Here is a 12,706-nt window from a genome sequence, read left to right as displayed (position 1 = left end):
TCGATCACCTGTGGGTTCGTGTGGGAGGACGGTTCGGTCCGGGGCACGGGCCCCGGGGGCAGCTGTGGGCCCGGGGGTCAGCCGTGGGCCCCGGGGTCAGCCGTGGGCGCCGGGGCGCGGGTGCGCGCGGTGGCCGCGGGGCTGGCGGGGTGGGCGGGGCCGACCGTCGGCCAGGCCCGCCCGGAACAGTCCGTAGGCGATCCGCCGCTGGGCGGCCGCCTCCAGTTCGTCCCGCAGCGGGCCGCTGCGCAGCACCGCGTCGGGGCCCAACAGGCCTTCGACGACGGCCAGCGCACCGGCGGTGTCGCCGTGGTCGAGGCGTTCGCGGACGCCGGTGAGGCAGTCCGGCCGGCGGTGCGCCTCGTCGATGGCCCGGAGGCAGGGCAGCGGGGTGCCCGTCAGGGCGACCAGCAGCTCCTCCCGGCGGATCTCGGCCGGGTCGTGGTCCAGCGCGGACAGCACCCCGTCGACCAGGCCGATCCGGTGCCGGGCTCCCCGGCACTCCACGATGCGCGGTTGCCCCGGCCGGTCCGCGCTCCGGGGCGGGCCGGCCGGCAGGTGACCCGGCACCAGCGCCGAGGCGACCAGCGGGTGCAGCCGGCCGGGCTCGATCAGCCCGGCGCGGAGCAGCTCCAGGTCGGGAAGCGCCCAGGTCGCCGCGTCGGGCAGGACGGGGAGGGCGGGGAGGGCGGCGGCGCCACGGTCGGTGGGGGCGGGCGAGATGTCGAGGCGGACCCCGTCCGCGCCCAGGTTCAGGAGCAGCCGGTGCCGGCCCCCGAGCCGCACGGTGACGGCGCCGGCCGCTCGGCCTTCGGCTCGGAGCAGCAGCCACGCCTCGGCCGCCCACCGGTCGACGGCGCAGCGGTGTCCGGGCGGCAGTGTCCCCGGGCCGGTCCCCGGCGGGCTCTCGGCGGGTGGCCGGTCGGCCCCGGAGCGGACCCGCAGCTCGCCGGCCCTGCGTGCGTCCCACAGATGCCGGTGCAGGTCGAGCCGGAACCGCCGGTCGGGGTGGGGGTGCGGGTGGCGGTGGTCGCCGGCCCCGCCGTGGGAGCCGTCCCACAGGGCGAGGCTGATCCGCTGGCCGGCATCCGCCCAGGCGGGCGGAGTCCGTGCGACCAGGTGCACCGGGCCCGCGCCGTCCCGCCCGGCGTCCCGCCTGTCGTCCTGCCCGCCGGCCTCGTACCGGGCCAGGGCGATGGTCAGGCCGGGGCGCAGCAGCCCGTCGGGAGCGATCCTCGGCAGGTGCCAGCGCAACAGGTCAGGGGCCAAGTGGCGTAGATCGGCCCGGACTTGGGCCATGAGGTGTCGTCCGTGGGTGCGTGCCACGGACCGTAGGTCGAGATCGACGTCGACACCTGCGGCGGCGCAGGCCCCCGCCCAGTCCCCGGCACGACGCCGGCCGGTGGCCGTCTCGATCATGGAGGGCGGCACGGCGTACTCACGCACGCGCAGCCAGAAGGAAAGGCGCCGGAAGGAGCGGCGCGGGTCCTCGTTCGCGATCCGAGTGAGCATCAGCACTCACCTTGCGCGGACGAGTCCCCCAATCTGCAAAGGGAGTTGTTCATCATCGCGGTGAGCCTAGCGTCTCCCGGGAAGATCGGCCAGGTACTTTCGCCGGAGGCACTGCCTCGCAGGTGTCAGCCGTGAACCTGACGGAACGTCATGTCAGGTACTCCGGCCCGCCATCGGGCTGCCCAGCACGGCATGACGATGGCCTGCGCGACGCCCGCCCGGAGGCGTCCGGAGCGGCGGCCTCAAGGTCGGCGACGCTGCCCGACATGATCGTCCGCACGTGCGCGGTGATGTGCTCGGCGGGCCAGTCCCACCAGGCCACCGCCAGCAGCCGGGCGACGTCCTGCTCGCTGTAGCGGGTGCGGAGGAGACGGGCGGGGTTGCCCCCGACGATCCCGTAGTCGGGCACGTCCGCGGTGACCACGGCGCCGGAGCCGATGATCGCGCCGTGTCCGATCCGCACCCCGGGCATCACCGTCGCGCCGTAGCCGAACCAGACGTCGTTGCCGGCGACGGTGTCCCCCCGGCTCGGCAGGCCGGTGAGCAGGTCGAAGTGCTCGGCCCACGAGCCGCCCATGGTGGGGAAGGGGAAGGTCGACGGGCCGTCCATCCGGTGGTTGGCGCCGTTCATGAGGAACCGCACCCCGGTGCCCAGCGCGCAGAACCTGCCGATGACCAGCTTCTCCGGCCCGTAGTGGTAGAGCACGTTGCGCGTCTCGAAGGTGGTCGGGTCGTCCGGGTCGTCGTAGTACGAGTACTCCCCGACCTCGATCAGCGGGGACTTCACCAGCGGTCTGAGCAGTACCACCCGCGGCTGCGCGGGCATCGGATGGAGCACCGTCGGGTCGGCGGGCACAGGCACGGGGGCGACTCCTTCGAGCACGGGCGGGTATCGGCTCCCATGATCGCCGCACCGCCCCGGCCGGGACACCGGTTTACCCACGGCCCGCGGGACCGCGTCCGGTGGCCACGCCTATGCGTCTGTGGGTGCACGAGCAGAGCCCCCGGGCGACGGCTTTCTACCGCCGCCGCGGCTTCGACTTCACCGGCCTCGACGAGCCCTACGAGCTGGCCCCGGGCAGCTGCCTGCTGGAGATGACCCTTCCGCTGCGCTGACGCCGCCCCAGGCAGTGGAGGCACCGGGGGCGCCGAGCCGCCGAGCGCCACATGCCGAGCACCACGCGCCTGCCCGGCCGCCTTCCTCAGCTCACCAGCTCGGGCGCGAAGTAGTCGCGCAGTCGGGCGATCTTCCCGTCACGGATGCGAAAGATCTGCACCAGCGAGACGGCCACGTCGTCCCCGTCCCCGTCGAAGACCGTGTCGATCTCGGCGATGAACACGTCGGGATCGGAGGTGGTGTGCAGCACGTATCCGGACTTCCCGAAGTTCGGTGAGCGGCCGCCCTTCACCGGTTGCTCGTAGTACGCCGCCATCGCGCTGCGGATCTCCTCGCGACCCACCAGCCTGCGGGGGAAGGCGGCGCCGGCCGGCATGAGCGGCGCCTCGAAGACGCCGTCCTCGGTGAAGCTCTCGGCGAACGCGTCGGCGTTCCGGGTGACGGTGCCGGCGTGGATGTAACTCTCGAAGATCTCCCGCGGTGTACGGGACACGGTGGCCTCCCTGGACTCGGACACGGGAGGCCACACAATCACAGCGACGCTCCCGGGAGAGCGGTTTTCGGGAACGACTGCCTCCCGCCGGACCAGCCGGCCTCCACGTGTCCGCCGCGCCTCCAGCCGACTGTGACCGTCAGTGCTACTGAATCAGTAGCAGTACGCAGCGTTGCCTCGGCCGCCGATGCGTTGGCCGGGACGGCCGCCACAGTCGATGAACCTGTTCGAGCCCCGCGGGCGAAGGCGCCTCACCCAGCGGGTGATGACCGCCGTGCACTTCACCAGGGCACGACGCCGGCGTCGTCGAAGAACTGGCCGGTCGGTCCGTCGTCGGGCAGGGTCGCGAGCTTGATGGCGATCGCCGCGCCCTGTTCGGGGGTGCGCACGCCACGGAAGCCGTTGAGGTTGGTGGCGACGTAGCCGGGGCAGCCGACGTTGATCAGGATGTTCGTACCACTCAACTCCCGGACGTACTGGAGGGTGACGGCGTTCAGGAACGTCTTCGAGGGGGCGTACGCCACAGCCACCGGACCCGACGTCAGCTCGGCAGCGGTTCCTGCCTGCCGGGTGAGGGAGCCGACGCTGCTGGACATGTTCACGATCCGCGGCGAGGCAGAACGGCGCAGCAGCGGCAGCATCGCGTTGGTGACGCGGATGACGCCGATCACGTTGGTCTCCACGACCGTCCGGATGGTCGCGGGATGGACCTGAGTGGGCTCCTGCGGCATGCCGCCGGCGATGGCGGCGTTGTTGACGAGCACGTCGAGGCGCCCGGCCTGCTCCTCGATCAGCCGTGCGGCGGCTGTCGCGCTCGCGTCGTCGGTCACGTCCAGCGGTACACCGAAGGCGTCCACGCCGGCCGCGCGCAGTTGCTCCACCGCGACCTTGCGGCGCTGCTCGTCGCGGGCCCCGACGCCGACGCGCCAGCCAAGGGCGCCCAGGCCCGCGGCGATCTCGTAGCCGATTCCCTTGTTCGCGCCGGTGACCAGCGCAATCGTCTGTTCGCTCATAGGGACCATGCTGCCGTCGGAGCCCAACGGGGGTCCAACACCGATCAGGTGGGCATCGATACCGTCCAGGTATTGATCCGGAGTAGCGTGATCGCATGGAAACCCGGGAACTGCGCTACTTCGTGGCCGTCGCTGAAGAGCTGCACTTCGCCCGCGCCGCGCAGCGGCTCGGGATCGCACAGCCGCCTTTGTCACGGGCGATCCAGAAGCTCGAACGCCGGCTCGGAACAGTGCTGCTGGATCGGACCAGCCGCACCGTCACGCTGACCGAGGCCGGCTCGGTGCTGTTGGTCGAGGGTCGGGCGGCCCTGGACGCGGTCGACGCCGCCGAGCGCCGGACGCGCCGCGCCGCCCTGTCCGCGACCGGCCGTCCCGGCCTCGTTCTGGTGACGAAAGCCAGCGCGTCCCGTGAACTGCTGGCGAAACTGCTCGACGCGTACGCCGCCGAACCCGGCGCAGTCCCCGTCGACGTAATCCTGTGCGGCCCGGCCGAGCAGGCACGACTCCTGCGCGAGGGCCGGGCCGACGTGGCGCTGCTGCACCGGCCGTTCGACTCGACGGCCGGGTTCCACACGGAGGAGCTCGGCACGGAGGGCCAGGTGGTGGTCCTGCCGGCCGGGCATCCGCTCACCGTCCGCGCCCAGGTGCACATGGCCGACATCACCGACCTGCCGGGCCTGCCTCTGCCACGCTGGCCCGACCCCGACGGCACCTACCCGCCCGGCCCCGGCCCGCTGGTCCGCGACCACGCACAGCTGCTGCAGCTCGTCGCGCTCGGCCGAGCCTGCGCGGTCTCACCGGAGTCGTGCCGAGCCCAACTGCACGGTGACCTCGCCGCCGTGCCCGTGCTGGACGCGCCAGCAGTCACCACCGTCATCGCCTGGCCCCCGCACAGCCGGTCCAGAGCCGTCGCCGACCTTGTCCGGACTGCGACACGTCTCCACTAGGGTCTGTCTGACAAATGATCACCCGGTCGGTTCGCGGAGCCAGAGGATCAGGGAAGCCAGGACCAGCCCAGCTCGGTAGCGGTCGGCGAGTTTGTCGAACCTGGTGGCGATCGCGCGGAACTGCTTGAGCCGGGCGAAGCATCGTTCGACCACGTTGCGGTCGCGGTAGATCGTCTTGTCGAAGGCCGGTGGCCGACCGCCGAGGGCTCCGCGCCGTCGGCGGTTGGCCGCCTGGTTGCGGCGCTCGGGGATCGTGGCGGCGACGCCCCGGCGCCGCAGCAGGTGGCGGATCGCCCTGCTGGAGTAGGCCTTGTCGCCGAGGACACGGTCCGGTGTGGTGCGGGGCCGGCCCGCGGCGACGCGCGGGACGCGGATGCCGTCGAGGACCTGGCCGAATACGGTGGCGTCGTTGACATTGCCGGGCATGAGCACGATCGACAGCGGCAGGCCCCGGCCGTCGACGGCGAGGTGGACCTTTGTGGTCAGCCCGCCCCGGGACCGGCCGAGGGCCTGGCGCGCCTGCGAGCGGCCCGGATCTTCCAGTTCGTCCCCGTCTGCGTCCCCTTTTTGCGGGCGCCAGCCGCATGCTGATGGGCCCGGTTGATCGTCGAGTCGACAGCGACGGTCCACTCCACCCGGCCCACCGCATCGTCACGAACCCGCACGTGGTCCAGCAGCTTCACCCACGTGCCGTCCGCCTCCCAGCGGGCGAACCGCTCGTAGACGGTCTGCCACGGCCCGTACCGCTCGGGGAGATCGCGCCACGGGGCCCGGGTCCGCAGCCGCCACAGCACGCCGTTGACCACCTGCCGGTGATCACGCCACGGACGGCCACGCCCGTCCACCTGCAGCAACAGGGGCTCAATCCGCTCCCACGCCACGTCCGTTAGCTCACCTCGACCTGTCACAAGATCAATTATTAGTGGGCGTGCCGGTACTGTCAGGCAGTTCGCTCCGCACCGTAGTAGCCCCAACTCAGCCGTCTGCGCATGGCGTCGGTGCCGTCTGCCCGGATATGTTCGATCAGCATCGACCTCTGCGGCTCAGGCAGCTGCCGGCCGTGTGCCTTGGTCCATTCGAGAGTGCAGAACAGTTCGGACGCCCCGTCGAGTTGGGCCGGGCTCACGAGGTGCGCAGCGAGCGCGGCGAGGACGAGGTCGGGAGATTCATCGTGGAGTTGGCGCAGTACGGCCATGTCGTACCACATTGAGCCACCGGTGGACTCCCTGGCGCGGACTCCCACCCACGCCAGCAGGGTGCGGATACGCTTGATCGGCTCGGGGTAGTGCTGCTGGACAAGAGCGGCAAGCCGGTCCTCGGCGTCGTCCAGCTGCCGTGACCAGGCTTCGTCGTCACGGCCCGGCGGTTGGGACACATCCGCGGCTATGCCTGCCAGCCCGGCCGGTGCGGCCTTGATCCAGCGCATCCGACGCTGCTCGGCTTCGGCCTCTTCCGCGTCCAGCATCTCCTGGACCTCTTGCGGTCCGGTCAGTCCTCGCTGTGCCAGCCATGCGGTGAGGGCCGGGCCGTCACGCAAGTCGGCGTCACAGTTACCGACCCCTCGCAGCCCGATCTGGTGGTGCAGCGTCCAACAGGCCGTCAGTTCACCGTCCGGTCCGTGAACCATGATTGTCGGCCAGCCGTTGCACCGGCAACTGTCACCGGTTCCACCGTCCACGATGGCCAAGTGCCGGGCCAGGTCGGCGATCTCGTCACCGGTCACCACGAGCCGCCCCAGATCGGTGGGGTCGACCTCGTCGGGAGATCCCTCGCTGATCACCACGCACGTGGCCCGGTTCAGTACGTCCTGCACCCGGGCTGCTGTTGGAACGTCCTCCGCCATCCTCACCATCTCTCTGTCGATCACGCCCCGGGAGGATGCCGGCGGCCCGTCCAGCGGCCGGATGATTAATTGTCAGACAGGCCCTAGTTCCAACATGCCTGGCCAGGTTCCACCTAGCGTGGCCCGGCTCAAGTCACTCAGTGTGGCGGGAGTGTGGAGCCGCCACCTATCGGTTCCAACCGCCACCTGTCGATTCCAGTCACACCGACCGCCGCGCCGCCAGGTGGGCGCCGGAGCTAAAAACAAGCAGGCATGATTGCTTTTTCTTCGCCCCGGTGCCACGCTGCTGCGCGACGGCAAGGTTGTGGCCACCGGTAGGGGAGGCGTGCCTGTGGGGTCGCGTGCGGTGTTGCGGGTCGGGAATGCGTCGGGCTTCTACGGGGACCGCTTCTCGGCGGTCCGGGAGATGCTGACGGGCGGGCCGCTGGATGTGCTGACCGGGGACTACCTGGCCGAGCTCACCATGCTGATCCTGGCCAGGGACCGGCTCAGGGATCCCGCCCTCGGCTATGCGAAGACCTTCCTCCGCCAGATGGAGGAGTGCCTCGGCCTGGCGCTGGAGCGCGGGGTGCGGATCGTCGTCAACGCGGGCGGGCTCAACCCGGCCCGGCTCGCCGAGGCGATAGGGGAGTTGGCGAAGCGGCAGGGCCTGGCGCCCGCCGTCGCACACGTCGAGGGCGACGACCTGTTGCCGCGCCGGGCCGAACTCGGCCTGCCAGAGGGGCTGCTGGCCGCCAACGCCTACCTCGGCGCCTTCGGGATCGCCGAGTGCCTCAGGGGTGGGGCGGACATCGTGGTCACCGGCCGGGTGACCGACGCGGCGCTGGTCGCGGGCCCGGCGATCGCCCACTTCGACTGGAGCGCGGGCGAGTTGGATGCGCTGGCCGGGGCCGTCGTGGCCGGGCACGTCCTGGAGTGCGGTGCGCAGGCGACCGGCGGCAACTACGCGTTCTTCGGCGAGCACGACGTCACCCGTCCGGGCTTCCCGGTCGCCGAGCTGCACGCCGACGGCTCCGGCGTCATCACCAAGCACCCGGGCACCGGCGGGGCTGTCACCACGGGCACCGTCACCGCCCAACTCCTGTACGAGACCGGCGGAGCGCGCTACCTCGGTCCGGATGTGACCGCCCGCCTGGACACCGTCCGGCTCACCCAGGAAGGGCCCGACCGGGTCCGGATCGACGGCGTGCGCGGGGAGGCGCCGCCGCCGACCCTCAAGGTCGGGCTGAACCGGCTCGGCGGCCACCGCAACGAGGTGGTCTTCGTCCTCACCGGGCTCGACATCGAGGCCAAGGCCGCCCTGGTGCAAAGGCAGTTGGACGAATCCCTGCCGCCGGACGCCCGCCCCGCCGAGCTGCGCTGGACGCTCGCCCGGACGGACCACCCCGACGCCGCCACGGAGGAGACCGCCTCGGCACTGCTGCGGCTCACCGTCCGGGACGGTGACCCGGTCAAGGTCGGACGCGAACTCGGCAAGGCCGCGGTCGAGTTGGGTCTGGCCGGTTACCCGGGCTTCCACCTCACCGCCCCGCCCGGACCGGGCGCGCCGTACGGGGTGTTCACCGCCGCCCACATCGATGCCACGGCGGTCGAGCACACCGCCGTACTGCCCGACGGCCGCCGGATCACCGTCCCGGCGGCGCCGGCGGGCAAGGGACCGGACGGCGAGCCGCCCGAGCCGGACCTCCCCGCCCCGCTCCCCGAGGGCCCGACCCGCCGCGCCCCGCTCGGCCTGGTGGCCGGCGCCCGCAGCGGCGACAAGGGCGGCGACGCCAACCTCGGCGTCTGGGCCCGCGACGACGCCGGCTGGCGCTGGCTCGCGCACACCCTCACCGTCCGAAAGCTCCGCCAACTCCTGCCCGAGACAGCGGACCTGCCCATCACCCGGCACCTGCTCCCCAACCTCCGCGCCGTCAACTTCACCCTCACCGGCCTGCTCGGCGAGGGCGTCGCCGCCCAGCACCGGTTCGACCCGCAGGCCAAGGCGCTGGGGGAGTGGCTGCGCTCCCGCCACCTCGACATCCCGGAGGCGCTGCTGTGACCGTCCTGCCCACCCGCCTCGACCCGGCCGGCGCCGACCACGCCGAGCACCGCGCGGCGATGCTCGCGAAACTGGAGAACCTCGCCGGGGAGCACGCCAAGGCACTGGCCGGCGGCGGCCCCAAGTACGTCGAACGGCACCGGGGCCGCGGCAAGCTGCTGCCGCGCGAGCGGATCGAGCTGCTGATCGACCAGGACTCGCCGTTCCTCGAACTCTCCCCGCTCGCCGCCTGGGGCAGCGACTACCCGGTCGGCGCGGCGCTGGTCACCGGTATCGGCGTGATCGAGGGCGTCGAGTGCGTGATCACCGCCAACGACCCCACCGTGCGTGGCGGCGCCAGCAACCCGTGGACGCTGCGCAAGGCCCTGCGCGCCAACGAGATCGCCCTCACCAACCGCCTCCCGCTGGTCAATCTGGTCGAGTCCGGCGGCGCCGACCTGCCCAGCCAGAAGGAGATCTTCATCCCCGGCGGCGCCCTCTTCCGCGACCTCACCCGGCTCTCCGCGGCCGGAATCCCCACCGTGGCGGTCGTGTTCGGCAACTCCACCGCCGGCGGCGCGTACGTGCCGGGGATGTCCGACCACACCGTGATGGTGAAGGAACGGGCGAAGGTCTTCCTGGGCGGCCCGCCGCTGGTGAAGATGGCCACCGGCGAGGAGTCCGACGACGAGTCGCTCGGTGGCGCCGGGATGCACGCCCGCACCTCCGGCCTGGCCGACCACTTCGCCGTGGACGAGCCGGACGCGCTGCGCCTGGCCCGGCGGATCGTCGCCCGGCTCGACCACCGCAAGCCGGGCCCCGGTCCGGACGCGGCCGCCGAGCCGCCGAAGTACGACGAGGAGGAGCTGCTCGGCATCGTCCCCGGGGACCTCAAGGTGCCGTTCGACCCGCGCGAGGTGATCGCCCGGATCGTCGACGGCTCGGACTTCGACGAGTTCAAGCCGCTCTACGGCACCAGCCTGGCCACCGGCTGGGCGAGCCTGCACGGGTACCCGGTCGGCATCCTCGCCAACGCGCAGGGCGTGCTGTTCAGCCAGGAGTCCCAGAAGGCCGCCCAGTTCATCCAGTTGGCCAACCAGCGGGACGTCCCGCTGCTGTTCCTGCACAACACCACCGGCTACATGGTCGGCAAGGACTACGAGCAGGGCGGCATCATCAAGCACGGCGCGATGATGATCAACGCCGTCGCCAACTCCCGGGTGCCGCACATCTCGGTCCTGATGGGCGCCTCCTACGGGGCCGGCCACTACGGCATGTGCGGGCGGGCGTACGAGCCGCGGTTCCTGTTCGCCTGGCCGAGCGCCAAGTCGGCGGTGATGGGACCGCAGCAACTGGCCGGCGTGCTCTCGATCGTGGCCCGGCAGTCCGCCGCGGCCAAGGGGCAGCCCTACGACGAGGACGCGGACGCCGCGATCAGGGCGATGGTCGAGCAGCAGATCGAGGCGGAGTCGCTGCCGGTCTTCCTCTCCGGCCGGCTCTACGACGACGGGGTGATCGACCCGCGCGACACCCGGACGGTGCTCGGCCTCTGCCTCTCCGCGATCCACAACGCGCCGGTCGAGGGCGCGCGCGGCTACGGCGTCTTCCGGATGTGAGGGGTTCCCCAATGCTGATCACCAACCTGCTGGTCGCCAACCGCGGCGAGATCGCCCGCCGGGTCTTCCGCACCTGCCGGAGCCTGGGCATCGCCACCACCGCCGTCCACTCCGACCCGGACGCCGACGCCCCGCACGTGCGCGAGGCCGACGCCGCCGTCCGGCTGCCCGGCGCGGCGCCCGCCGACACCTACCTGCGCGGCGACCTGGTCGTCCGGGCCGCGCTGGCCGCCGGGGCGGACGCCGTGCACCCCGGCTACGGATTCCTCTCCGAGAGCGCCGAGTTCGCCCGGGCCGTCCAGGATGCCGGCCTCGTCTGGGTCGGCCCGCCCCCGGCGGCCATCGCCGCGATGGGCTCCAAGACCGCCGCCAAACGCCTGATGGCCGCCGCGGGCGTCCCCGTGCTGGACGCCGTCACCGACCCCGTCGCCGCCGACCTGCCGCTGCTGGTCAAGGCGGCCGCCGGCGGCGGCGGGCGCGGCATGCGGGTGGTCCGCCGGCTGGACGAGCTGGCCGGACAGCTCGCCGCCGCCCGCGCCGAGGCGGCGAAGAACTTCGGCTCCGACGAGGTGTTCTGCGAACGCTTCCTGCCCGCCGGCCGGCACGTCGAGGTCCAACTGCTGGCCGACGCCCACGGCACCGTCTGGGCGGTCGGCGACCGGGACTGCTCGCTGCAACGGCGGCACCAGAAGGTCATCGAGGAGGCACCGGCGCCCGGCCTCTCCGCGCGGCAGCGCGAAGAGCTGCACGCCGCCGCGGTCACGGCCGCGCGGGCGATCGGGTATGTCGGCGCGGGGACGGCGGAGTTCCTGCTGGGGGAGGACGGCCGGTTCTGGTTCCTGGAGATGAACACCCGCCTCCAGGTCGAGCACCCGGTGACCGAGGCCGTCACCGGACTCGACCTGGTCGCCCTCCAACTCGCCGTCGCCGAGGGCGAGAAGCTGACCGGGCCGGCGCCGGAGCCGGCCGGCTGCGCGATCGAGGCCCGGCTCTACGCCGAGGACCCGGGCAACGACTGGCGGCCCGCGACGGGTACCCTCCGCCACCTCGAACTCTCTTCGCCGCACACCGAGTTCACCGGCCATGGGCGGACGGGCCTGCGGCTCGACTCCGGTGTCGGCAGCGGTGTCGGCAGTGGCGGCGAGATCACCGTGCACTACGACGCGATGCTGGCGAAGGTGATCGCCTGGGCGCCGACCCGGCCGGCCGCCGCCCGGCTGCTGGCCGACGCGCTCGCCCGGGCCCGCATCCACGGGCCCGCCACCAACCGGGAGCTGCTGGTCCGGTCGCTGCGGCACCCGGACTTCCTGGCCGGACGCCTGCACACCGCCTTCCTGGCGGAGCACGCGGCAGAACTCACCGCCGAGGGCGGCGAGGACACCGCCCTCGCCGCCCTCGCCGCGGCCCTCGCCGACGCGGCGGCCCGCCGCACCCCGCTACCGTCCGGCTGGCGCAACCTGCCCTCCCAGCCGCAGGTCAAGCGCTACCGGGCCGACGCCGGCGCCGAGTTCGAGGTCCGCTACCGCCTCACCCGGGACGGCCTGCAGGCCGAGGGCCACCCCGACACGGCCCTGGTGTCCTCCTCGGCGGGCGAGGTCACCCTGCGGACGGGGCCGGTCCGCCGCACCTTCGACGTGACCCGCCACGGTGACCGGGTGTACGTCGACACACCCCGCGGCTCCACGGCGCTCACCGTCCTGGACCGCTTCCCCGACCCCGCCGCCCACACCGACCCCGGCGCCCTGCTCGCCCCGATGCCCGGCACCGTCGTCCGTACGGCCGCGGCCGTCGGCGACACCGTCACCGCCGGCCAGCCGCTGCTCTGGCTGGAGGCGATGAAGATGGAGCACCGCGTCACCGCCCCGGCCGACGGCGTCCTCGCCGAACTCCGCGCCACCCCCGGCCAGCAGGTCGAACTCGGCACCCTGCTCGCCGTCGTGCAGCCCACCCCCTGAGAGCCGCCGAACCCCGCCCGGAAAGGACCCCCGCATGTCCGCACCGCGCACCACCACCCCCGGAAGCCCGCTGATCGAGACCCCCGAACGCCAGGTGCTGCGCCGCGGGGGGGGGGGGGGGGGGGGGGGGGGGGGGGGGGGGGGGGGGGTGGGGGGGGGGAGGGGGGGGGAGGAGGGAGGGGGAGGGGAG

General features: G+C 72.9%; 10 protein-coding genes and 1 pseudogene. 5 read left to right on the top strand and 6 right to left on the bottom strand.

The genetic code is table 11. The features are described 5' to 3' along the window. Positions 1–96: 96 nt before the first annotated feature. Together ACZ6NC_RS18460 and ACZ6NC_RS18455 are read right to left on the bottom strand one after the other, a co-directional pair. A complete protein-coding gene (locus tag ACZ6NC_RS18460) occupies positions 97–1,512 on the bottom strand; it encodes a hypothetical protein (RefSeq protein ID WP_465733964.1) in 1,416 nt (471 codons plus the stop codon). Positions 1,513–1,660: 148 nt separating this feature from the next. Beyond that, entirely contained in the window at positions 1,661–2,374 is a 714-nt protein-coding gene (locus ACZ6NC_RS18455; protein WP_465733962.1) for a CatB-related O-acetyltransferase, read from the bottom strand. 125 nt (positions 2,375–2,499) lie between these two features. Here ACZ6NC_RS18455 and ACZ6NC_RS18450 point away from each other — a divergent pair, with 125 nt between their 5' ends. Further along, the gene (locus ACZ6NC_RS18450) at positions 2,500–2,628 is read left to right on the top strand and encodes a hypothetical protein (protein WP_465733960.1); all 129 of its coding nucleotides are present in this window, start codon (positions 2,500–2,502) and stop codon (positions 2,626–2,628) included. Positions 2,629–2,714: 86 nt separating this feature from the next. On the opposite strand, the gene ACZ6NC_RS18445 is transcribed toward ACZ6NC_RS18450, so the two are convergent. Beyond that, positions 2,715–3,122: a nuclear transport factor 2 family protein gene (locus tag ACZ6NC_RS18445; RefSeq protein ID WP_465733958.1), complete on the bottom strand. Its 408-nt coding sequence runs from the start codon at positions 3,120–3,122 to the stop codon at positions 2,715–2,717. Between the two features lie 281 nt (positions 3,123–3,403). Beyond that, complete coding sequence (locus ACZ6NC_RS18440) at positions 3,404–4,135, bottom strand: SDR family NAD(P)-dependent oxidoreductase (RefSeq protein WP_465733956.1); 732 nt, start codon at positions 4,133–4,135, stop codon at positions 3,404–3,406. A 95-nt stretch (positions 4,136–4,230) separates the two neighbouring features. Between ACZ6NC_RS18440 and ACZ6NC_RS18435 the strand changes: the two genes are divergently transcribed. Beyond that, complete coding sequence (locus tag ACZ6NC_RS18435; RefSeq protein WP_465733954.1) at positions 4,231–5,082, top strand: LysR family transcriptional regulator; 852 nt, start codon at positions 4,231–4,233, stop codon at positions 5,080–5,082. On the opposite strand, the pseudogene ACZ6NC_RS18430 reads toward ACZ6NC_RS18435, so the two are convergent. Beyond that, a pseudogene (locus tag ACZ6NC_RS18430) lies at positions 5,079–5,990 on the bottom strand (IS5 family transposase). The gene ACZ6NC_RS18435 and the pseudogene ACZ6NC_RS18430 overlap by 4 nt on opposite strands. Positions 5,991–6,022: 32 nt before the next feature. Continuing rightward, positions 6,023–6,949, bottom strand: a complete 927-nt coding sequence (locus ACZ6NC_RS18425; RefSeq protein WP_465733952.1) for a hypothetical protein — start codon at positions 6,947–6,949, stop codon at positions 6,023–6,025. 322 nt (positions 6,950–7,271) lie between these two features. Between ACZ6NC_RS18425 and ACZ6NC_RS18420 the strand changes: the two genes are divergently transcribed. From ACZ6NC_RS18420 to ACZ6NC_RS18410, 3 genes are read left to right on the top strand one after another with little or no spacing between them, the layout of a single operon-like run. After that, entirely contained in the window at positions 7,272–8,966 is a 1,695-nt protein-coding gene (locus ACZ6NC_RS18420; protein ID WP_465734007.1) for an acyclic terpene utilization AtuA family protein, read from the top strand. Then, the gene (locus tag ACZ6NC_RS18415) at positions 8,963–10,561 is read left to right on the top strand and encodes an acyl-CoA carboxylase subunit beta (protein ID WP_465733950.1); all 1,599 of its coding nucleotides are present in this window, start codon (positions 8,963–8,965) and stop codon (positions 10,559–10,561) included. Before ACZ6NC_RS18420 ends, ACZ6NC_RS18415 begins: the two co-directional genes overlap by 4 nt. A gap of 11 nt (positions 10,562–10,572) precedes the next feature. After that, positions 10,573–12,516, top strand: a complete 1,944-nt coding sequence (locus ACZ6NC_RS18410) for an acetyl/propionyl/methylcrotonyl-CoA carboxylase subunit alpha (protein WP_465733948.1) — start codon at positions 10,573–10,575, stop codon at positions 12,514–12,516. Positions 12,517–12,706: the final 190 nt, after the last annotated feature.

The organism is Kitasatospora sp. NPDC041988 (assembly GCF_055588525.1).
This window is presented reverse-complemented; position numbering and strand designations above follow the sequence as displayed.